Origin of the sequence: Desulfobacula sp. (assembly GCF_014237455.1) — a bacterium.
Lineage (GTDB): Bacteria > Desulfobacterota > Desulfobacteria > Desulfobacterales > Desulfobacteraceae > Desulfobacula.
Map to the genome: position 1 here is coordinate 73468 of NZ_JABZFL010000111.1, position 22638 is coordinate 96105.

At 43.3% G+C, this 22638-nt stretch carries 19 protein-coding genes; 13 read left to right on the top strand and 6 right to left on the bottom strand.

Annotated elements, in window-relative coordinates:
* Window positions 1-20: 20 nt before the first annotated feature.
* On the bottom strand, window positions 21-509 hold the full coding sequence (locus HGJ91_RS16160; RefSeq protein WP_291348878.1) for a prolyl-tRNA synthetase associated domain-containing protein: 489 nt from the start codon (window positions 507-509) through the stop codon (window positions 21-23).
* Window positions 510-529: 20 nt separating this feature from the next.
* Window positions 530-1405, bottom strand: coding sequence for a MurR/RpiR family transcriptional regulator (locus tag HGJ91_RS16165; RefSeq protein WP_291348879.1), 876 nt, complete (start codon window positions 1403-1405; stop codon window positions 530-532).
* A 226-nt stretch (window positions 1406-1631) separates the two neighbouring features.
* On the opposite strand from HGJ91_RS16165, the gene HGJ91_RS16170 reads away from it, so the two are divergent.
* The 9 genes from HGJ91_RS16170 to HGJ91_RS16210 all read left to right on the top strand — a co-directional run bounded on the left by HGJ91_RS16170 (window position 1632) and on the right by HGJ91_RS16210 (window position 14149).
* Window positions 1632-2855: an FAD-binding oxidoreductase gene (locus tag HGJ91_RS16170; RefSeq protein WP_291348880.1), complete on the top strand. Its 1224-nt coding sequence runs from the start codon at window positions 1632-1634 to the stop codon at window positions 2853-2855.
* A 29-nt stretch (window positions 2856-2884) separates the two neighbouring features.
* Entirely contained in the window at window positions 2885-3175 is a 291-nt protein-coding gene (locus tag HGJ91_RS16175) for a sarcosine oxidase subunit delta (protein WP_291348881.1), read from the top strand.
* Window positions 3172-6093, top strand: coding sequence for a 2Fe-2S iron-sulfur cluster-binding protein (locus tag HGJ91_RS16180; protein WP_291348882.1), 2922 nt, complete (start codon window positions 3172-3174; stop codon window positions 6091-6093). The genes HGJ91_RS16175 and HGJ91_RS16180 overlap by 4 nt, the downstream gene beginning before the upstream one ends.
* A gap of 10 nt (window positions 6094-6103) precedes the next feature.
* Window positions 6104-6739 carry a sarcosine oxidase subunit gamma SoxG gene (locus HGJ91_RS16185; protein ID WP_291348883.1) on the top strand — a complete coding sequence of 212 codons (636 nt, stop codon included), beginning with the start codon at window positions 6104-6106 and terminating at the stop codon, window positions 6737-6739.
* A 41-nt stretch (window positions 6740-6780) separates the two neighbouring features.
* Complete coding sequence (locus HGJ91_RS16190; RefSeq protein WP_291348884.1) at window positions 6781-8118, top strand: FAD-binding oxidoreductase; 1338 nt, start codon at window positions 6781-6783, stop codon at window positions 8116-8118.
* A gap of 49 nt (window positions 8119-8167) precedes the next feature.
* Window positions 8168-8935 carry an electron transfer flavoprotein subunit beta/FixA family protein gene (locus HGJ91_RS16195; protein WP_291348885.1) on the top strand — a complete coding sequence of 256 codons (768 nt, stop codon included), beginning with the start codon at window positions 8168-8170 and terminating at the stop codon, window positions 8933-8935.
* Window positions 8932-9891, top strand: coding sequence for an electron transfer flavoprotein subunit alpha/FixB family protein (locus tag HGJ91_RS16200; protein WP_291348886.1), 960 nt, complete (start codon window positions 8932-8934; stop codon window positions 9889-9891). The genes HGJ91_RS16195 and HGJ91_RS16200 overlap by 4 nt, the downstream gene beginning before the upstream one ends.
* A complete protein-coding gene (locus tag HGJ91_RS16205) occupies window positions 9884-11329 on the top strand; it encodes a sigma 54-interacting transcriptional regulator (RefSeq protein WP_291348887.1) in 1446 nt (481 codons plus the stop codon). Before HGJ91_RS16200 ends, HGJ91_RS16205 begins: the two co-directional genes overlap by 8 nt.
* 306 nt (window positions 11330-11635) lie before the next feature.
* Window positions 11636-14149 (top strand): PAS domain S-box protein, encoded by a 2514-nt coding sequence (locus HGJ91_RS16210; protein WP_291348888.1) that lies wholly within the window; start codon window positions 11636-11638, stop codon window positions 14147-14149.
* Here the strand turns inward: HGJ91_RS16210 and HGJ91_RS16215 are convergent.
* Complete coding sequence (locus tag HGJ91_RS16215; RefSeq protein WP_291348889.1) at window positions 14139-15005, bottom strand: MurR/RpiR family transcriptional regulator; 867 nt, start codon at window positions 15003-15005, stop codon at window positions 14139-14141. The two genes, HGJ91_RS16210 and HGJ91_RS16215, sit on opposite strands and share 11 nt — an antisense overlap.
* A gap of 338 nt (window positions 15006-15343) precedes the next feature.
* Here HGJ91_RS16215 and HGJ91_RS16220 point away from each other — a divergent pair, with 338 nt between their 5' ends.
* The 4 genes from HGJ91_RS16220 to HGJ91_RS16235 all read left to right on the top strand — a co-directional run bounded on the left by HGJ91_RS16220 (window position 15344) and on the right by HGJ91_RS16235 (window position 19748).
* Window positions 15344-16828 (top strand): ABC transporter permease, encoded by a 1485-nt coding sequence (locus HGJ91_RS16220; protein WP_291348890.1) that lies wholly within the window; start codon window positions 15344-15346, stop codon window positions 16826-16828.
* A gap of 14 nt (window positions 16829-16842) precedes the next feature.
* The gene (locus HGJ91_RS16225) at window positions 16843-17952 is read left to right on the top strand and encodes a betaine/proline/choline family ABC transporter ATP-binding protein (protein WP_291348891.1); all 1110 of its coding nucleotides are present in this window, start codon (window positions 16843-16845) and stop codon (window positions 17950-17952) included.
* Between the two features lie 4 nt (window positions 17953-17956).
* Window positions 17957-18721, top strand: coding sequence for an ABC transporter permease (locus HGJ91_RS16230; protein WP_291348892.1), 765 nt, complete (start codon window positions 17957-17959; stop codon window positions 18719-18721).
* A 106-nt stretch (window positions 18722-18827) separates the two neighbouring features.
* Window positions 18828-19748, top strand: coding sequence for a glycine betaine ABC transporter substrate-binding protein (locus HGJ91_RS16235; protein ID WP_291348893.1), 921 nt, complete (start codon window positions 18828-18830; stop codon window positions 19746-19748).
* 110 nt (window positions 19749-19858) lie between these two features.
* Here HGJ91_RS16235 and HGJ91_RS16240 read toward each other — a convergent pair whose 3' ends face one another.
* From HGJ91_RS16240 to HGJ91_RS16250, 3 genes are all read right to left on the bottom strand, one after another.
* Window positions 19859-20662: an ABC transporter ATP-binding protein gene (locus tag HGJ91_RS16240; RefSeq protein ID WP_291348894.1), complete on the bottom strand. Its 804-nt coding sequence runs from the start codon at window positions 20660-20662 to the stop codon at window positions 19859-19861.
* A complete protein-coding gene (locus HGJ91_RS16245) occupies window positions 20650-21414 on the bottom strand; it encodes an ABC transporter permease (protein ID WP_291348895.1) in 765 nt (254 codons plus the stop codon). The genes HGJ91_RS16240 and HGJ91_RS16245 overlap by 13 nt, the downstream gene beginning before the upstream one ends.
* A gap of 96 nt (window positions 21415-21510) precedes the next feature.
* Window positions 21511-22527 carry an ABC transporter substrate-binding protein gene (locus HGJ91_RS16250; RefSeq protein ID WP_291348896.1) on the bottom strand — a complete coding sequence of 339 codons (1017 nt, stop codon included), beginning with the start codon at window positions 22525-22527 and terminating at the stop codon, window positions 21511-21513.
* Window positions 22528-22638 lie beyond the last annotated feature (111 nt).

Consider the following 22638-nt stretch of genomic DNA (forward strand, 5'->3'; position numbering starts at 1 on the left):
CCATTTCCTTTTTATATCTGTTATAATTTGATGATTTCAACCTCTTGGTTGCAGTATTCCATAAATTTTACCAGATCTTTAGAAGCGATAGTGGTGGTTGCCGTATTTTCCAGGGGATGGAAATTGAGAAGTTCGTTCTCCATCATTTCTTCATCCAGTATCACTTTGACAGCATGATTTTTATCATTGATAACGGCAAAGGGAGTCACTGCACCCGGAATGACGCCTAAAACTTCAGCTAAAAGATCCGGCTTTCCAAAGGACGGGCTTTTGGCACCGATTTTTTTTGCCACTTCCTTGATTATAATAGGCTTGTCAGAAAGGGTGACCACCAAAAACAGGTTTTTCTTTTTATCTTTAAAGAACAGGTTTTTACTATGGACGCCGTCTATGCCGGCATGGTGCAGGTTGGCTTCTTCAACCGTATAGACTGCCGGGTGTTCATGGTTTATGTATTCAACGCCGATCTGAGTGAGTACATGGAGCAGTTCCTCCTGAGTTTGTAGCATATTTTCCTCTCTTTTCTTAATTATTTGGGTTCAAGGTTAAACAGGATATCGTTTTCCAGATAAACCTGTTCCAGCTGTTTTTGATACCGGGTCAGTTCCTCTCCTTTTCTATTGGCCAGTTCCTGGACAATAAACTGAATCACTGCCAGCATGCCTGATACATTGCCGATGAACGGAATGGACCTTGCCGGGACCACAAGGGACAGGTCCGCAAACTGGATGACCGGGCAGATGCTGCTGTCCGTCATGGTTAATAAGGTATGTCCACTGCGACGGATCATTTTGCTCAACTTGATCAGCTCGTTGGGATACCGGGTGGTGGCCATCAGAATTACCAGGCAGTTGGAATGGGCATTGGTGAGCATATCCATGGATGTGCTGTCGCTGCCTTTCATGATGTGAACGCCTTTTCTGATTTTTGTCAAAGACCAGCCCAGATAATAAGCAAATGTATAGGATAGTCTTGAGCCGACCACATAGACGGTATGGCTCTTATCCAGGCGGTCAACAAACTGGTTCATGGTATCAATGTTAATGTTTTCATATAAATATTTCAGGTTGTTCAGTTCTTCTAAGATACCTCGGTGAAGTCTGTCTGTCCCTGGTTCTTTAATGCCTTTGATGGCAGCTCTTTCAGGAAGAGAAAGGCCTGTGTTAACAAAATCCTTTAACGCTTCCTGGAACTCTGAATATCCTTTGTATCCCAGGGTGCTGACAAACCGGACCACCGTGGCCTCGCTGATCTGACAGGCTTCTGCCAGTTCTTTTGTGGTCATGAAAACTGCCTTGGAAGGGTTTTGCATGATATAGGTCCCAAGGGTCTGGGCCTTGGGAGTCAAGGAATCCAGTTTGGTTGAAATATCGTTTATTACAGGGTGTGTTGAAGAATCATTCATAATAGATTGTCTTTTTTATGATATATTGTCAAAGTAATTAAATCATTTTTTTTGTTGTAAGTCTCTAAATTTAAGAAAAATTTATAACAAGATGAAAAGCTTGTCAAGTATTTATGAAAGAAAAACTATCATTTTAAAATAAAATTCTTGACAGGATTTCTTTCGCATTGTATTTGCAATGACAGGGAGCAAAATAATATAAATCTTAAATTTTAAGAGAAGGCCAATGTTTTTGAAAAGCAAACCCATGTGGGGAAAAAAGACCAAGCTTAAAACAAGCTATGACATGGTTATCATTGGAGGTGGGCTTCACAGCCTGGCAACGGCATATTTTCTTGCAAAGGAGCATGGCATTACCGATATCGCGATTATTGAGAAGAACTATATCGGATTTGGCGGTGCTGGTCGGAATACGGCAATTGTCCGCGCCAACCAGCGGACACAGTATAATGTCCCCCTTTATAAGGAAGCCCTTGATCTCTGGCCGGTTCTGACAAAGGACCTGGATTACAACCTGATGTTTAACAATTGCGGGAATCTCAACCTCATGCACAGCGAGGCTGCCATGAAGGCGGCAAGAATGACTATTGCCACAGCCCAGTTCCATGGGGTGGAAAGTCATCTTATTGATGCAAAAGAGGCTAAGGAGCTCGTTCCTGCGCTGAATATCTCAGAGGATATTACCTTTCCCATCCACGGGGCAATGTTTCACCCGCCGGGCGGTGTTGTCCGCCATGATGCCGTGGTCTGGGGGCTGGCAAGAGGCGCAGCCAAAAAGGGCGTTGAGATCCATCAGCAGACCGAAGCCCTGGATATTGGCACCCAAAACGGCAGGGTTGCATCCGTGACCACCAACCGCGGGAAGATCAATACCAAGCAGGTTTTGATATCTGCCGGAGGGTATTCTGCCGCCCTGATATATGACATGATGGGAATCAAACTGCCCATCAGTGTTTTGACCATTCAGGCAATGGTCACCCAGCCCTTGAAGCCGGTATTGGATCATGTTGTTTCATCAGGGGCATACCATTGCTATGCCAACCAGACGCTGAAAGGTGAGATTGCCACCGGAGCCCACATGGATCCATGGCCAAATTACACCACATTGAATACTGCTCACTACATCAAACATCAGGCTGAAGCGCTGTCTGAATTTCTGCCCTGTTTGAGAGGGGTCCGCTTTATGAGAATCTGGGGGGGGCTTGCAGATATGACACCTGACATGGCACCAATCATGGATGGTAACGAACAAGTCGAAGGATTTTTCATGGACTGCGGCTGGGGGTATTTTGGATTCAAGTCCTGCTCTGCAGTCGGTAAATATATGGCCCAGTTTATGGCAACAGATCAATGTCCTGACATGTTGAAACCCTTTGCCCTGAACCGATATCAAGAACACAGGCTCATGGGTGAGACTGCGGCGCTAGTAAATTACAGCCCTGATAATTAGCCGGCAATTAGACATAAGGAGAAAAGAAAATGGCATTAACTATCACATGTCCAATTTGCGGGAAAAGAAACGGATATGAATTCAAATTCGGCGGAGAGGAAAAGGGTCCCAGACCTGATGAAAAAGATCTGACTCCTGAAGCCTGGTGCGAATATGTACACATGAATAAGTGTGTCGCAGGTGTACAAGAGGAGTGGTGGTTTCACAAAGACGGATGCGGATCATGGTTTAAGATTCACCGGGATACGACCACAAATCTGGAGAAGGAAGTCAAAGATGAAAACAGAGTTCAGAAGGCAAAATCAGGAGGGCAAAAATGATGAACAGGTTTAATCATTTGCCGACATTGAAAATTGACACAACGAAAAAACTTGCCTTTATATATAAAGGGAAAAAACATTATGGCGTAGAAGGAGACACCGTTGCCAGCGCTCTTTTTGCAAACAAAGTAAGAATTTTTGGGCGAAGTTTGAAATACCACAGACCAAGGGGGCTTTACAGCCTTGATGGAGAATGCAGCAATACCTGCATGGAAGTGGACGGTATCCCCAATGTCAGGTGTGAAAACACTTTGCTTAAAGACGGTATGGTGATCAAAGAGCAGAACGTTAAAGGCTCGGCTGAAAAAGATTACCTGGGTTTTCTGGACAAAATGGACTGGATGATGCCGGCAGGGTTTTACTATAATGTCATGCATAAGCCCGCTAAAGTCTGGCCAATTGCAATGAAGCAGATCCGAAAAGCCGCAGGCCTGGGCAAAATCAGTCCTGATTATGAAATGCCCGGCAAATTTGATGAGATTTTTCTGAACACGGATGTCTGTGTAATCGGTGGCGGGCCCTCGGGAATGACGGCAGCTCTTTGTGCAGCTCAAAAAGGGTTGCGGGTTATCCTCATGGAATCCCGTCCCTGGCTGGGAGGATTTTTTGAATACAGGTCAGGGGAGTATAAAGACGGCCAGAACCTCCACGAAAGAGCCCAAGACCTTGCAAAGGAAGTTGCAGCACAGGATAATATCAGGGTGTTTACCCATACTTCTGCTGTGGGAACCTATAACAACAATCTTGTTACTGGATTTCAGATTGGGAAAAAAGAGGATGTCTTTGATGAGCGGTATCTTGAAATAAGAGCTAAAAGTGTTGTTGCTGCTGCCGGGTGTATTGAAAGGCCCCTGATCTTTGATCATAATGAAAGACCTGGTGTCATGCAGATAGGCTGTGCATTACGTATGGCCAAGACCTATGGGCAGCTGCCCGGCAAAAAAGCAGTTTTCAGTATCGGTCATGACCTGGGACTGGAAGCAGCCCTTGAACTCCATGACCTTGGCCTTACCATAGCCTGCATTACCGATATCAGGGAAGACGGCCAGGATGCTGATCTTTTGAGAAAAATAGAGGATAAAAAAATTCCATTCCTTAAAGGATGGGTGGCCACAAAAGCCCATGGGGCAAAGATCGTGAAAAAGATCAGCATTTCAAGCCTTGATGGCCAGGTTTCTAAAACCCTGGACTGTGATCTGATTGTGGCATCGGCAGGTATGACCCCGGTCACCGGCCATATCACCGTGGCGCAAGGGACCCTCAAGTATGATAATCATACAGGTTTTTTTCTCCCGGACAAAATGCCTGAAAAAATGCATGCCGCAGGGCGTATCCTGGGGCTGAATGATCCCTTATCCATTGAAGCGTCCGGGAAGCTTGCCGGTTTACAGGCTGCCTTTGACTGTGAAAATTGTTCCATCCAGGAAATCGGCGAGGCAAAAAAAGCTTTGGAAAGCCTTCCCGGGCCGGTTCGGGGAAGCAAGCTCGTGACCGCTCCTGTTAAAGGTCGTAAGAGTTTTATCTGTTTTGATGAAGACGCCACCATTAAAAATATCAAACAGGCCATTGAAAAGGGGTTTGATGTGCCCGAACTGATTAAGCGGTTTACTGCTACTGGATTAGGGCCTGGGCAGGGCGGTATCCCCGGGCATAACCTGCCCCTGTATGTCGCCAAATATCAGGCTCTGTCGGATATTTCCATCAGACCCACCAATGTGAGACCCCCTCTGGTCCCCACATTGATCTCCACCTATGCCGGCGTCAATCATAAGATGTTCAAAATAACGCCCATGGATGAGATGCAGAAAAAAGATGGCGGTGTTTTCAGAAATATCGGCGTGTGGCAGAGAGCCCGTTATTTTTCCAATGACTTTACATGCAGAAAAGAGATAGAAAATGTTCGGAACAACGTAGGGATGCTGGACGGGTCCACTCTTGGAAAATTCAGGATTCACGGCCCGGATGCATTAAACGCACTCCAGCGGGTATTTGTATCAGACATGACCAAGGTAAAACAGGGAAGGGTCAAATATTCAGCCATGTGCAATGATGACGGCTGCGTGATTGATGACGGCATTGTTGTCAAGCAGGGAGAAAATGACTACTATTTCACTACGTCAAGCGGCCGGGCGGGACAGACCGTTGAATGGATCAGATACCATGCCCGGTATGACGGATGGGATTTTGCCCTGGTCAACCTGACTGATTCTCTGGGCGTGATCAATCTGTCCGGACCCAATGCAAGAAAGGTACTTGAAAAGATAGTGGATATTGATCTCTCCAATGAAGCCTTTGGATTCTCGGAATACAAAACCTTTGATATCCAGGATACTGTTCCAGTCAGAGCCATGCGCCTAGGGTTTGTGGGTGAGCTTTCCTATGAACTGCATGTGCCGTCTTCATATATGAAGTCTGTCTGGCTCATGCTCAGGGAAGCAGGAAAAGAATTTAATATTCAAAATTTTGGTGTAGAAGCCCAGAACGTGCTTCGCATGGAAAAATGCCATATCATTCTGGGCCAGGAATCTGAGCAGAGAACCAATCTTCTGGATGTGGGCCTGGGGTTTTTGTGGGACCGCAAAAAGTCTGATGCAAAGACTGTTGGTGCGGTAGCGCTTCACCAGGCCGAAGGCGATCAAACCCGTCTCAAACTGGTGGGGTTTAAAACACAAAATAATTCACGGGCTCCTAGAGACGGTGCCTTGGTTGTGGATGACAAGGTTAGAGGTTATATCTGTACTGCCAGGGATAGTTTTTCCTTAAACGAGGCAGTGGGCATGGCCCTGGTTGAAGCTGAGCTTTCCAAGATCGGTACTCGGCTTGAGATTTATGAAGATGAGTGCGGTGATGACCGGATTTACGGAAAAGTGGTCGCCATGCCGTTTTATGATCCTGAAGGTAAACGGATGAAAATGTAAGGGAATAATCATGAAAGAGATACAAAGAATTTCCCCGGTTGTATTTAAAAGCAGTCCTTTAAAAACTGAGAAAAGGGATAACTGGGATGTGGTTATGGAGTATAAGGAAGAAGGTGATGGGCCCTTTCTGGTTGATTTGAGCCACCGCCCCAGGTTTGATCTGCAGGATTCCAATCTTGCAGACAAAAAATCGTTTGAACTTGAACTTCCTGAAACACCCGGTAATAGTGTTCTTGAAAACGGTATTCTTGCCAGCCGCATGAACCGTACCCAGGTATCATTGTTTGATCTTGACGGGCAGGACGATGTCAGCATGCCGGGTGAGTCCTATTACACAGATGTGACTGAATCCACCGTATGTGTGGCATTGTTTGGAAAAGAGATATTTTTAATTTGCGAGAAACTGACAGCACTTGATTTTACTGATCCTCAAAGGAAAGCACCCTTTTTCTTCCAGGGGCCTTTTTCCCATGTGCCGTGCCAGATTGTGACATTGAACAAAGAGGGTGAGAGCTCAGGCATTGTTCTGACCTGCTCAAGGGGATATGGAAGGGATATGATAGATTCCATACTCCATGCAGGAGAAGAATTCGGATTGAAACCTGCCGGAGAAAGCAGGTTCACCCACTGGATTAAAAGCTTATAAATAATGGCCCCGGCCGTTAAATTTAATTTAAAGGAGATAAAATGAACAAAAAATATGATGCAATCATCATTGGTGCAGGAGTCATTGGAACACCCATTGCCTATGAACTTTCTAAAATGGGATATAAAACCCTTAATGTTGACAAGCTTCCCGATGCAGGAGAGGGGTCCACTGCCGGTTCATGCGCCATCGTAAGGGCCCATTACTCTACAGCCGACGGTGTGGCCATGGCTTATGAAGGATTCAAATACTGGTTGGACTGGGAAAATTACCTGGATAATGTAAAAGATGAAAAAGGCCTTGCCAGGTATATGAACACAGGCTCAATCCTTCTCAAGTCCCAGGGGCATGACTGGAAAAAAGTGCAAAAAAATTATGACGAAGTTGGGGTTCAGTACGAAGAATGGGATAATGATAAAATTAAAGAAATGGTTCCCCCTGCAGATCTGCATGAATTCTGGCCGGTAAGAAGGCCTGAAAACCCTAAATTTTTTGATGAGCCGACCAAAGAGCTTGAAGGGGCCATTTTTTGCCCTGAAGGTGGGTATGTGAATGACCCGGCTCTCTCTGCCCATAACATCATGAGGGCTGCCGAAGCCAAAGGCGCCGAGTTTATTTTTAATACAGAAGTGGTAGACGTCAGAAGCGAAAACGGCAAAGTTACCGGCATTACATTGAAAGACGGCACAATGATTGATGCACCAATTGTTGTCAACGTGGGCGGGCCTCACTCATTTATGATAAATAAGATGGCTGAAGGTGTGTGGGAAGGCTGCAATATTAAAACCAAGGCCTTAAGACATGAAGTCATGTACTGCCCCTCACCTGATGAATATGATTATCTCAATGACGGGTATCACATGTCTGATGGAGATATCGGCTGTTATGTACGCCCGGAAGTGGGAAATACATTTCTCATAGGCAGTGAAGACCCGGAATGCGATCCCCAGGAATGGGTTGATCCGGATGAATTCTATGCAGGAAAGGGCGGACATGGCAAGGACAACGTGCTGAGCGAAGAACAGTGGAAAGCACAGTGCTACAGGCTCGGTAAAAGAATTCCAACTCTTCAGGTGCCAAACCAGCCCAAAGGGGTTGTTGATCTCTATGACTGTTCTGATGACTGGATTCCTGTTTATGACAAGTCAGACCTTCCTGGATTCTATATGGCTATTGGAACCAGCGGCAACCAGTACAAGAATGCACCGGTTGTCGGACGCATGATGGCTGAGTTGATTGATGCCTGCGAAAAGGGCCTGGATCATGACAAAGAGCCCCTGCAATACAAGTTCAAATATACTGACAGGTCCACCGATGTGGGTTTTTTCTCAAGAAAACGGGAAATAAATTATAATAGTTCCTTTTCCGTCAATGGATAGGAAGAGGATTCCTAAAAAAAGAAAGGTTAATTTTTAATGGTGAAAATTTATGCAACTCTATATCTGTGTTAAACATGTTCCTGATTCTGCTGCTAATATTACCATTGTTGAGAAAAACCGTATTGATGAAAATTTAACCTTTCTTTTAAACCCCTATGATGAACATGCGGTTACTGAGGCTGTCAGGATTAAAGATAATTTGCCGGGTTCTGAAATTATTGCGGTCTGCCTTGGAAAGGATGATGCAGAAAAAACCCTTCGGTCTGCCCTGGCCATGGGAGCTGACAGAGGGCTTCTGATCGCAAGTGACAAAAATCACGACAGTATTGAGACGGCACAAGCCCTTAAGGCTGCCATTGAGCAGGACGGAAACCCCGGACTGATTTTTACGGGCAAGGAATCCATTGATGCCGAAGGAATGCAGACCATGTTCCGTATCGGGGCCTTGTTTGATTTTCCGGTTGCAACAAACGTGGTCAGGCTGGATATTGAGTCGGGCAGGGCAGTCGTTGACAGTGCGCTATCCGGGGGCACTGCCAATACCTATGAATTGTCTTTTCCCTGCGTAATCGGTGCCGGAAGGGGATTGAACACCCCCAGATATCCGACCTTTCCCGATGTGGTTAAATCCAAAAAAAAGCCAGTCAAAAAAATTGCTTTCCCCGATCTGAAGATTGAACCCTCAACAGCAGGTATGAACATTGTTGAGCTTGAACCCCTGCTGCAATCCCGTGACCCAAAAGAGATAACAGGGGACGCTGGTGAAATTGCAGAAACAATAATGAGAATCCTTAAAGATGAAGCAAAGGTCATATGATGAAAAATATCGGACTCATCATAGAACTGGATAACGGAAAAATCAAAGAGACCAACTTCGGTATGATCACTCTGGCAAGGGAGAAAGACACGGAACTTTTTGCGGTTGTCATGGATGCAGATGCTGCAAGTGTAAAAGAGGACCTGGAATCATTTGGTATCACAAAGATCGTTGAAGTCTGCCTTCCAAAAGACCGGCAGAGCAATCCGGTTGTCAGGGCGAAAGCCATTATAAAGGTCATTAAAACGTATAATATTTGTGCGATTTTTGGCCTTTCAACTGCAATGGGCAAAGACCTTCTGCCCCGGATTGCAGCCTTGCTTGAAGCTCCTCTGGTCATGGACTGTTATGCGGTTGATCTTGAACAAAACCTTGTCAAGACATCTCAGTATTCAGGCAAAACCATTGCCACGATAAAAATAACAGGAGATGTCCTGGTGTTTGGTGTAAGGCCCAATGCAGTTGAGCCGGTGAAGGCCCAGGCTTCGGCCCGGATATGGATATTGAAATTAGATGAAACTAGTCTTGTTTCTAAAGGTTTCAGGGTTATTAAAACAAGCGAAGTTGATGAAAGTACAAATATCAACCTTGCTGAGGCTGATGTGATCATTGCTGGAGGAAGGGGGATGAAAAACGGTGACAATTTTACACTTCTTTCCAAATGTGCAGAAAAGCTCACTGCTGCTGTCGGGGCTTCACGGGTGGCTGTGGATTCAGGCTGGGTGCCCTATTCCATGCAGGTGGGGCAGACCGGTGAGAAGGTAAGCCCCCTGGTCTATATTGCCTGTGGTATCTCAGGATCTATCCAGCATTTTGCCGGCATGAAAACCTCGGGCATGGTAATTGCCATAAACACGGATAAAAATTCAGCTATAATGTCCAATTGTGATTATTATGTTAAGGCGGATGCATTGGAAATTATACCGGAGCTGACCAAATTATTGGAAAATGACTGATTCAAAAAAAAATAAGCCGGGAAGATTTTTGCGGGATCTGGACAATGCAGATTATCTGTCTATTTTTGATGATTTCAGCGATGGTGTGATTGTTACAAATGCTGATGGTGTGATTGTGTATTACAATCGTGCCATGTCACGCATTGACGAACTGCATCCAGATAGTGTTATCTCGTTTAAAATTACAGATGTCTATGATCTTGACAACTCCACCAGTATTATCATGCAGTGCCTGGCAAAACAAAAGTCCATCATTGATGAGCCCATTTATTATCGCACAATCATGGGGAAATTTGCAAATACCATTCACAATGTGATGCCGATCTTTAACAAGAATAAGCTGGTCGGGGCCATCTGTTTTGTAAGGGATTATCATGCCCTTGCTAACACCATTTCATCCATGCCGCTGCCGGGAAAAGACCAGCAGTTTGACAGCGCATCCATTACATTTGACAGGATCATTGGGAAAAATCTGGTTTTTGTTGATGCTATTAATTCCGCACGAATGGCAGCAGGCACCCCCTCTCCCGTGATGCTTTTTGGTGAGACCGGTACCGGTAAAGAGTTGTTTGCAAGGGCTATTCACAACTATAGCTCACGAAGTGCAAAAAAATACACTCCTGTAAACTGTGCGGCTATTCCTGAAAATCTTCTGGAAGGCATTCTGTTCGGTACCTCTAAAGGCGCTTTTACCGGTTCAGTGGACAAAGCGGGGTTATTTGAAAGAACCAGCAGGGGCACTATTTTTCTTGATGAGATCAATTCAATGCCGGTGGGGCTTCAGAGCAAAATATTGCGAAGCATACAGGAAAGCAAGGTCAGAAGGGTAGGTGCCCTCAAAGAGATTGAAACCGATTTAAAAATTATCAGCTCAGTGAATAAGGACCCCCATATCTCCATTTCCGACGGAACATTGAGATCTGATCTTTTTTACCGCCTGGGTGTGGTGTTCATCCATATTGTGCCCCTGCGGGAACGGATGGATGACCTCGGCCTGCTGGTGAAGCATTTTATTGAAAAACATAATGCCATGCTGCGTAAAAATGTGAAAAGAATTTCTAAAGAAGTGATGGAGCTTCTCAAAATTTATAACTGGCCGGGTAATGTCAGGGAACTTGAGCATGTGATTGAGGGGGCAATGAATATTGTGGGCACAGATGAGGTGATCCGGATTAAGCATCTGCAGACCCATTTTTCAAACTGGTCTGTAAAAGCTGTGCCTGCAAGATCCAAAAGAAGGCAGGGGGAGGCATTTTCAGACGACCGCAACATCAATTTGATTAAAAGCAAGTCAGACCATGAAAAAAATATTGTAAAAAACACCCTTTTTGAAAACAAGGGAAATATCACCAAAACAGCCAGGTCCCTTGGGATTTCACGGCAACTCCTCTATTATAAAATCAAGAAATTCAATATCAGTCGAAACAATACAAAGTAAGTTTTATTGTTTTACAAGCACGGGTCACCCATTCCATCATGGCCTTTATCATGGCGGTATTTGACCGTGAAATCAAACCAGACAGGCTTCGAACTGATCCTTCTTTGAAAAGAAGAAATATTAGTTTGGAATTGAATTTGCAAAGGATCACAATTTATTGTACTGTTATTTTAAATGAATTGACCGGAATACCGATAGCATTCTGATGGTTTTATAGTTTGGGATGTGTGTGGAATATGTCAAGTATTCTGATGTCGCGACCTCATCAGACCCCAAAGCTCATTTTCATAATAAAAGAGAATTTATATGACTGAAAAACCAACGTATGAAGAATTGGAAAAAAGGATTCAGGAATTAGAGAGATCAGAATCTAACCGCAAGCAGGCAGAACACGAGCGAGAGCATTCGATGTCCTTGCTGAAAGCAACTCTGGAATCCACCGCAGATGGTATTCTTGTGGTTGATAAAAATGGGTCATGGTCGGGTTTTAATCAGAAATTACTTGATATTTGGAATATCCCGACACACATTCGTGAAAGTGGTAATGACAAAAAGGCATTGGATTATGTGACCGGTTCTCTGGCTGACCCGGAAAGCTTCATCGCCAAAGTTCAGGAGCTTTATAATAACCCTGAGGCCTATTCGTTTGATATGATCGCATTGAAGGATGGAAGAACCCTTGAACGTTACTCCCAGCCACAGTGGTTAAGGGAGGAGATAGTTGGAAGGGTCTGGAGTTTTAGAGACATCACCGAGCGAAAGCAGGCTGAAGAGGTTAACAAAGCTTTGTTTGCCATTTCAAATGCGGTGAATACCACCCAAAATTTGAAAAATCTTTACCCCTCCATCCATCATTCATTAGGCACTGTCATGGATGTTACCAATTTTTTTATTGCCATGGTGGATATCAAAGAACACACCCTGCATTTTCCATATCACGTGGACACAGCGGGTGATGATTTTTCTTCACTCACAAATTTTAATGTTGATAATTCCTTAACCGGTTTAGTCATTTCCCGGCGCAGGCCTGTTTTATTGAAAAAAAAGGAACTTGAAAAACGAGCAGGGCAAAAGGGTGTGTGGGGTGCGGTCCCCCTGATTTGGATGGGAGTTCCATTAATGATTAAAAATGAGGTTATCGGAGTGGTTGCTGTCCAGAGCTACTTGGATTCCAACCTTTACAATGAACAAGATCTGCAGGTCCTTTCGGGGGTCTCAGGTCAGATAGCCATTGCTGTTGACCACAAACGTACTGGGGATGCATTACGGGAAAGTGAGAAAAAATACAGGCAGCTTTTCAAGAATGCCCCATCAGGGATTTACGAGATCGATTTTGAAAAACTCAGATTCATTAACGTGAATGATATAATGTGCAAATATAGTGGTTATTCAGAAAAAGAATTTTTATCCATGAATCCCCTGGATTTTTTAACGGAAGACAGTAAAAACTTATATATCGAAAGACTTGGGAAGCTGTCTGCAGGAGAAAAGCTTTCTGACAGCGTTGAATATAACATTCTTAGAAAAAATGGCCAAAAGTTAAGTGTCCTTTTAAGCAATGATTTTGTTTATAAAAATGGGGAATTGACAGGCGCAAGGGTTGTTGCCCATGATATTACCAAACTTAAAAAGGCTGAAGATGGAAAAATAAAGGCTCAGAAAATTGCAGGAGAACAAGAAAAACTTGCATTGATTGGTCAGGTTGCAGGGAAAATGGCCCATGATTTTAATAACATTCTGGCAATTATTATGGGTAATACTGAGCTTTCGCTAATGGGTTGTAAGGATGCAAAAATTAAAAAGACACTTGAGTTAATTGTTGAAGAGACCATACGAGGTAAAAATTTAACAAAAAATTTGGTGGCATTTGCTAAAACTCAGGAACCAAAACAGAAATTTTTCAAGGTCAGTGACAAAATCACTTTTGTTTTGAATTTGATGAAAAAGGATCTGGAAGGCATTGCACTAGTTAAGGACGATGAAGCTAATGTGCCAGAGCTGCTTGCTGATCCTGGAATGATAGAACATGCTTTAATAAACCTTGTGCAAAATTCAATCCATGCCATAAGCAGGGTTGAACAGCCCAGAATTATTACTCGAACATACTGCCTTGATGGTAATATCTGTTTTGAAATTGAAGATAACGGGTGTGGTATTCCGGAAGAGAGCCTGGATAATATTTATGAACCCTCTTTCACTTTAAAAGGAAGTAAGGATGTGACAGGTTCATATAAAACCGGTATTAAAGGAACTGGCTATGGAATGTCCAATTTAAAAAAATATATCGAGCAGCACAAGGGCAATATTTCAGTTAAGTCAAAATTGGGTTCCGGTACGAAATTCACCATCAGTCTGCCAGTCATTAAAAAAGAATTAACAACTCAAGAAAAAGCAGAAATCCGAAAAGAAACAGCCCATTTTCAAAAGTATATTCTTCTTGTTGAAGATGAGGTCGCTATTTCAGATGTGCAATACAGGATACTCTCGCAAGAGCCCTGTAACCATAAAGTTGATATCGCTAATAATGGGCGGGTTGCAATGGATTTGATTAAAAGGAATGAATATGACTTAATAAGCCTGGATTATATTCTTCCGGGAGATATCAACGGGATGGATGTTTACAATTATATCAGAAAAACAAACGAAAGTATTCCAATCCTGTTTATTTCCGGGAACCTTGAATTCTTAGAATCCATAAAAGAGTTGAACCAAAAAGATCCCAATGTTGATCATTTATCAAAGCCCTGTCAGAATAAAGATTATGTAAACGGGATAAACAACTTACTGGAAAGTTCCTTGACTGCACAACTTAATAGTTAAATAAAATATCATTTTCCAGATAGGCCTGTTCCAGTTTTTCCTGATGATTTTTCAGTTCTTTTCCCATATCTGCAGCCATGGTATGGACCAGATAATTAATCAGGCTGATCAGGGATGTCGGGTTTCCCAGGAACGGAATCGTTTCCAACGGCGCGATAAGGACATGATCGGTGAACTGGACCAGTGGGCATGATAAACTGTCTGTCAGCAGTATCATTTTCAGTTTATAGCGATTTACAAGCTTTCCCATTTTGATTAATTCGTTTGGATATCTTGAAGTCGCAATAATTACCACAGCAGATTTTTGAGAAGCAAATATCAGCCGGTCAATTGTTGTTCTGTCACTCCCTTTAAAAATGTTAACATTCTTTCTTATTTTGGCCAGAGTCCACCCCATGTAGTATGCCGGGGTATAAGAAAGCCTTGAGCCGATAATATAGACAGCCTCTGAATCTTTTAAGATTTTCCTGATTTTTTTTACTTCTGCCAAATTAATATTTTTAGTCATGGCCCTGATATTTTCAATATCCTGGTTGGTTATCCTTTCAAGCTCCGCATCTTCGCTGCGAATAACAGAGTTGGATAGCCTGCTTCTTTCAATCAAAGTCAGTTCGGTATCAATGAGCCCTCTTAAGGCCTTGATAAATAATGCATAGCTCGCATAATCCAATTGCCGGACGAACCTGACAACCGTGGCTTCGCTGGCACCGACGGCAGCGGCAAGTTTTCTTGTTGTCATGAAAACGGCTTTGTCCGGATTGGACAATACAAATTCAGCCAGCACTTTTCCTTTGGAAGTCAACTCAGAATAGTGTCCATTAATAATTTTATGCAGAGAAGTTATTTTTTTGCCCATCGGATTCCTCGTATATTAAAAAGGTGAAAGCCTGGAAAAGCTTGTTACATTTTTACCCTTTCCTGTCAAGTTTTTGCCCGATTTTGACTTTTATAGTTATCAAAAGACGTCAACTAAATTAATTTTCAAGCGTTATTTGATATCTGTTGTTTGGTTGATAGTTTGCTGCTAAATTAGCTAATCTGCAATAATAGATCGAAAATAAACAAAAAAATATTAATTTTTGATTCAGGTTATCGAGAAATTTGTAACAAAACCTATCAAATTTAGTTTTTCCTTGACAAGCATTGTTGATTATGAAAGATTTTGTTAAATTTATTACAAACAAGAGGTGAGAAATGATGATCAAAATTCCAATATGTCCTGAATGTAAAAAGGAATTGCCTTTAAATTCAACCCGGTGTCATCATTGCTCAAAGTCTGTTTCAGCAGTGAAATTCCGGTCGGTTTTCAGCTGGAATTGGGCTGACAGGGCATTCCTGCTTTTTTCAGTTTTAATTTTTGTTTCATTTTTTATGCCCTGGTTTCCCGGAAAATTTCTTTCCAGGGAAAATCCTTTGTCACCGCTTAACCTGCTCCTGCATCTTGTGGACCTGGATGTGGAGTTCCTCGTATCCTATGATGTTTTGAGAATGGTTTTAATTGTCCCTTTGTTTTCTTTTCTTCTTTTTTTAATGGTTTATCTTGGTGACGGCCTGAAAACAACTCCTTTCCCCGGTATATTTCTTATCGTCTGTATACTTGTATCTGTGTTTACGTTTATTTTTCAAACCCTTGGGGGTGTTTTTCAATGGGGTGCGGCTTTTCTTTTTTCCGGTGGATTTTTATATTATCTGCAGCAATGTTACAAAAAAGGAACGCTTGGCAGGATATCTTCTTATCTTTTATTTATCTTTATCCTGGCCTCCATTTTTTTATATCTTTTTGATCTTTCAATTAAATTTTATGCCAGGCTTGATCTCATTATACTGGGCGAAACCTGGGGGTTCTTTATGGCCTGGACAGTTTCATGCCTGCTTGTCCTTCTGGCAGTTCTGTATCATATGCGATCGATTGAGGATTTCTGGATGGTAATCTTTGCCCTGGGTTTTTCTGTTATTGCCTATTCAACTCTGGTTCATCCGTTTTTTGTATCCGGCCCGTTAAAGTTTTTTGCGGATAACCTTCATGAAACTTTTGTCCAGCTTGCCGCCCATATTCGCATTGTCGGTATTGCCCTGATCATAGCCATTGCAACTGGTGTTCCTGTGGGTATCTATATTACACGCCATCCGGGTGCAGCAGGAATTGTTCTTTATATATCAAGTATTCTCATTACCATACCCAGTATTGCCATGTTCGGGTTTATGATGCCGATTCTTTCAACCATTGATAATGCATGGGATGGGGTCAGCGGTATCGGAATCGGGGTTGTCCCTGCAGTCGTGGCATTGTCTCTGTATTCCCTGCTTCCGATTGTCAGAAATACTTATATTGCATTAAAAAGTGTGGACCCTGCCACGATTGAAGCAGGCAAAGGGATGGGAATGACAAATTTCCAGCTTCTTATCCAACTACAGCTTCCTTTGTCAGCACCCATCATTATGGCAGGTGTCAGGACAGCAGTGGTTATGGGGATTGCCATTGCTGCCATTGCCGCCTACATCGGTGCAGGAGGGTTAGGGCTTTTTGTCAGTGAAGGGCTTCAGATGTCAACCAATAACTCGGTTATTGCAGGTGCCATTGCCATGAGTCTTCTTGCCATTGTGGCGGATATTTTTCTGGCAAAAGCTGAGGACTGGATTACACCGACCGGCCTGAAAATCAAACAGGCAACAGAGTAATAAAGGAAAAAATTATGGGAACCATGCTAAGCCTTCAGAAAGTAACAAAAATATATCCCGGAGCCGGGCATATCAAGGCTGTAGATGAACTCTCCTTTGATCTGGAGGAAGGTGAGATCTGTACACTTGTCGGACCTTCAGGATGCGGCAAAACCACTGCAATGAAAATGATCAACCGCTTGATATCCATTACCAGCGGAAAGATCATTATTGACGGCAAGGATATTTCCAGGCTCAACACCATAGAACTTAGAAGAAGCATCGGATATGTGATTCAAAATATTGGCCTGTTTCCCAATATGACCATTGGTGAGAATATTGCCATTATCCCGAAACTTCTAAAATGGGACAGGGCAAAAATTGATGAAAAGGTGCAAAGACTTCTTGAAATCGTTAATCTTGACCCTGACGAGTACAAGGACCGGTATCCAAAAGAACTTTCAGGAGGCCAGCAGCAGAGAATCGGGGTTGCCAGGGGAATGGCGGGTGATCCGCCCATCATGCTCATGGATGAGCCCTTTGGCGCAATTGATCCCATTAACAGGGAGCATCTCCAGAACGAGTTTTTAAAAATACAGGAAAAGGTTAAAAAAACCATTGTATTTGTAACCCATGATATTGATGAGGCCATAAAAATGGGAGATAAGATCTGCCTGCTAAGAGACGGCCACCTGGTTCAGTTCGCATCCCCGGAAGAAATGCTGACCCATCCGAAAAACGATTTTGTCGCTGATTTTGCGGGGGGTGACCGGACCCTCAAACGTCTCAACCTGTTTACTGTAAAACGGGCGATGAAGGACAACCCACCGATTATTAATCAGGATGAAACCATTGAAACCGCCCGTAACCTGTTCTCAGAAATCAACACCCGATACCTGATTGCAGTAAATTCAGAAGGTAGGCTCACAGGGATGATTGACAAACAGGATATTCCTGGTAAAGCACTCTTGGTTAAAGATGCAGTTGCACCGACCAATGCGTGGCTGACGTCGCAGTCGAGTCTCAAGGACGGTCTGTCTGAGATTTTCAGTCATGATTACGGATTCCTGATTGTGGTGGATGACGCGAAAAAGGTGCTTGGGTGGCTTCACACAGAAGATATCAAAGAGACCTTGAAAGGATAGAATCATGATTTTACGGATTTTATTTCAACTGGTCAAAAGGCTGGCGCCGATCTTTTTAACGATTTTTTTTATTGTGTGGCTTTATACTTATTACGGGGCATGGGACTACACAATTAAAAATCTTTCAGAATTTTTCAGATTGATTCTTGAACACTTTATTCTGGTCATCATCAGCATGTTCTGTGCCGTCATTGTGGGGGTGACCCTTGGTACCATAATGACACGAAAAAGCATGGAAAAGGCGTCTTCGGTCATAATGGCCGTGGTTAATGTCTGGCAGTCGGTTCCTTCGCTTGGTGTGCTTGCCCTGGCTTACGGATTTCTGCCCTTTATCGGTCTTTCAGGCATTGGTATGGTACCTGCACTGATTGCACTTTTTTTTCATGCAGTGGCACCCATTGTCAGAAATACCTATGCAGGGATTGAATCGGTGAGCAAAGATGTCATCGAGGCAGCCACAGGGATGGGAATGACCAAAAAACAGATCCTGTTTCAGATTGAACTTCCCAATGCCATGCCTGTTATTGCAGGCGGAATAAGAACATCGACCGCCATTATTGTCGGAACAGCCCCTCTGGCATTTCTCATCGGCGGCGGCGGACTCGGGTTCTGGATATTTACCGGAATTGCCCTGGTTGACATGGGCATCATGATGGCAGGTGCCGTACCGGTTGCCCTTATTGCCATGCTGTTTGATTATTGCCTGGGTGTTTTTGAAAAATTTCTTGTTTCAAGAGGAGTCCGGACTGATGAAATAGAACTGGCTTAATCGTTAAAAGGCTGGGCATAAATCAATTGATATCCGGCCATATGATGCTGTGTGCATTTTGTCCACGGCAATTAATATTAAATAATATTTTCCTGGAGGTTTTATTATGAAAAAATTGATTCTTTTACTGGTAGCACTTACATTTATTGCGCTCCCTTTGTCGGCTTTTGCAAAAGCCCCTGTAAGGGTAGCATCCAAGGGTTTTACCGAACAGGTAATTCTGGGTAAAATCATGGTCAATCTGTTGAAAGACAGGGGAATTCCTGTTGAAGATCGTACCAGCCTTGGTGGGACAAATGTGAATCGTGAAGCCCTGGAACAGGGGCAGATTGATGTTTACATGGAGTATACGGGAACCGCATGGCTTTCATTTTTCAAAAAAAAAGAAGTGGTTCGCGATGCAGATCAGCTCTATGCCAAGGTAAAGGCAGAGGATGAAAAAATTGGTCTCACGTGGCTTGCACCTGCAAAATTTAACAATACCTATGCCATTATCATGAAAGCCTCGACTGCTGATCAACTGGGCATCAGTACCCTGTCCCAATGGGCTGCATGGACAAAAAACAATCCCGGCAAAATGAGCGTTTCCACCAATGCAGAGTTTTATTCCAGGGTTGACGGGTTCAAGGGAATGATGGGATATTATGGTCTTGAATTCGGTAAAGATATCCCGGATGCAAAAGTCATGAAAATGGAAACTCCTCTCGCTAAAAAGACGGTCAGGGATGGTCAGGCCATGTGCGGAATGGCATTTGCCACTGATGGTGAGATCAAGGATTATAACCTGACTGTGCTTGATGATGATAAAAGTTATTTTCCCATCTATAATCCTGCACCGGTTATCAGGGCTGAAGTGCTTAAAGCATACCCTGAAATCAAACTCATTTTAAGCGAGATCGGAGCTTCCCTGGACACTGCCACCATGACAAGACTTAACTACAGAGTTAATGTGAATGGCGAAAAACCAGAAGCTGTGGCTAAAAGCTGGCTTGCAGGTGTTGGGCTTATTATCAAAAAACAAAAATAAACCAGTCTCACTTTAAATGCCCGGGTTTAAAATATCTCCCGGGCATTTAAAATTTTTCAGATTTAATATTTTACAAACTCCAGATGTTTTCTGAAATTTTATTCTCTATTTCAGCCTGTTTCCACTTCCATGCTTTTCAGGACTTCAGCCTGTACACTATCCCAGATTTTTCGTTTGAGTGTCATATAATTGTCTGAGAGCTGAACATCGGCATTGCGCGGGTGAGGAAGATCATTTACAATTTCCTGGGCAATGCGGCCCGGTCTGGCAGTCATTACAGCAATTCGTGACGACAGCAGCAAGGCTTCGTCTATGGAATGGGTGATGAATATGATGGTTTTTTTATGTTTTTCATAAATGCGGACCAGCTGCTCCTGAAGAACCTGACGTGTCATCGCATCAAGGGCTGCAAAAGGTTCATCAAGGAGCATGACTTCGGGATCGTTTGCCAGAGCCCTTGCTATGGAAACCCGCTGCTTCATACCACCGGAAAGATGGTGGGGATAGCTTTTTTCAAATCCATTGAGCGCAACCAGATCAATAAATTTAGCAGCTATGGCTTTTCGTTCGGATTTTGGAATTCTTTTCATCTTCAGTCCGAATTCCACATTCTCCTGCACTGTTTTCCAGGGAAATAAAGCGTATTGCTGGAAAATCATTCCGCATTCCGGTGTTATGCCGGTGACCGGTTTCCCGTCCAGAAGGACTTTTCCGCTGCTGGGAGTGTCAAACCCGGCTATCATGTTAATCAAAGTAGTCTTCCCGCATCCGGACGCACCGACAACAACAAGAAATTCTCCATCCCTGATGTCTAAGGACAGGTCTTTAAGTGCAGTTACTTCACCCTGTTTGCTGGAAAAACATTTGGTAACATTATTAACACAAATTTTGCTTTGGCCGTTTAACGTGTCCACGGCAGCAGTCTCCTTTCGAATTTTTTAAAAACAACATCAATGACCATAACTGTAATGCTGATCATCACCATTCCTAACATAACAGTATCCGTTTGAAAATATTCCTTTCCATTCATAATCATAAATCCCAACCCTTCACGGGCTGCGACAAGTTCTGCAGATATGATACATGTCCAGGCAATCCCCAGCATTACTTTCAGACCTGAAATAATCTGGGGAAGTGCGCCCGGTAAGATAACTTCACGCATTACATCCAGCTTTGAGGCTCCAAGATTACGTGCTGCTCTGATCAGTAAGGGATCAATACTTTTCGTGGCCTCAATAATATATAAAAGAGAAGGCGCAAAAGATCCCATAAATACTATTGAGTATTTTTGTGTTTCCGTAATACCGAGCCAGAGAAGGGAAAGCGGTATCCAGCTCATGGACGGCAAAGGGCGCAACAGTGAAATAAAAGGATCGCATATGGCCATGAATAGCCGTGATGAACCAAGAAAAATTCCAAATGGAATAGCCACCATGGATGAAATCATGAATCCCACCATCACGCGTCGGGTTGAAGCAAGGGTATGCGCCATAAGCTCACCATTACCAATAAGTTTTACAGCTCTTGCAAAAATTTTGGAAGGTGCCGGCATAAAGACCGGGTCAATCAAACCACCTCTGCAGACAAGTTCCCAAATGCCAAGAAAAAGAGTTAGAGAAATGATGCTTATAATAATCGGTTTACTTGAATGGTTTTCTTTATCCATTTGGTTTTAACTCCTTGATCTTGATCAGGCACACCTTAAGAATATTCCAATGGGGAAATTTTTATTCGCCTGGTATGCCTGATCATTCATGCATGTTTATGGCAGCATGTCTGTTGTAACCCAGTCTTTAACCATAGGTGACTGATCGATCTGTCCATGTCTGGTGAGAAAATCTCCAAGTTTCTGCATCCCTTTAACAAAATCTCCGGGATCACTCATGAGTGCTTTTTGTTTACTCCCCGGAATCCATTCAATATCCTTGAGTACGGTCATCTGGTCTTCCATATTCAGGTTGGTCAGCTTGACAAGTACTTGAGCACACTCTTCAGGTTTGTTAATCAACATGTCAATCGCTTCAAAATAACCTTTGACAAAAGCGTTACACGTATTGGGATATTTTTGGGCAAAGTCTTTGCGAACTACAAGCAGATCAGGGCCAGGACCAAGCTTATATTTTTTATATAGACTGAACTCGGTATCGTTGGCAAGAAGATGGTTGCCTTTCATATTAAGAAGTTTGTTAAAATGGGGTGTCCAGGCAGCGCAAGCATCAATCTCGCCGGAACTCATGGCAGCAGGCATTTCATTTACTTTCAGGTTAAGTAAGGTAAGATCTTTTTCAGGGTCCAATCCGGCCTGTTGCAGTAAATCCAATACCAGGACATGGGCGCTGGATGCAAAAGGAGCAGCAAGCTTTTTACCCTTAAGATCTTTCAAGGAATTGATACCGTCCCTTGCAATTATCCCTTCTACTGTTGCATAGGAATCTTGTGTGCCAAAGGCAAAAAAACTTTTGTTACCGACTGCCATCAATGCAATTGCTGAAATACTGCCAGTTGAAGCCACGTCAAGATCACCCGCAATAAGTGATCCCATGCGCCCGGATGAAGCATAAAAATTTTGAAATAAAACTCCCAGACCGTGTTTTTTAAACAACCCTTTTTCCATGCCGACCCAGGCCGGGTAGTGTCCAAGCCAGGAAGAACCGCCATAAATAACTGTAACCTTTTCAGGCTTGTTATCAGCACTTGCAGTGCCGGGTGCCAATGTCAGCATGACCGCCATGGTCAAAGCCAATAAAAGGGTACTAATGTTTACTTTTTTCAATTGCATCCTGTTACCTCCTCGTTATATTTGATTGTAAATTATACTTCCTCGGCCTCGGTACGGCAAAGCCGGGAACGTATCCCAATGAAATTAATAATTAGCAAGAAATGCGCCACT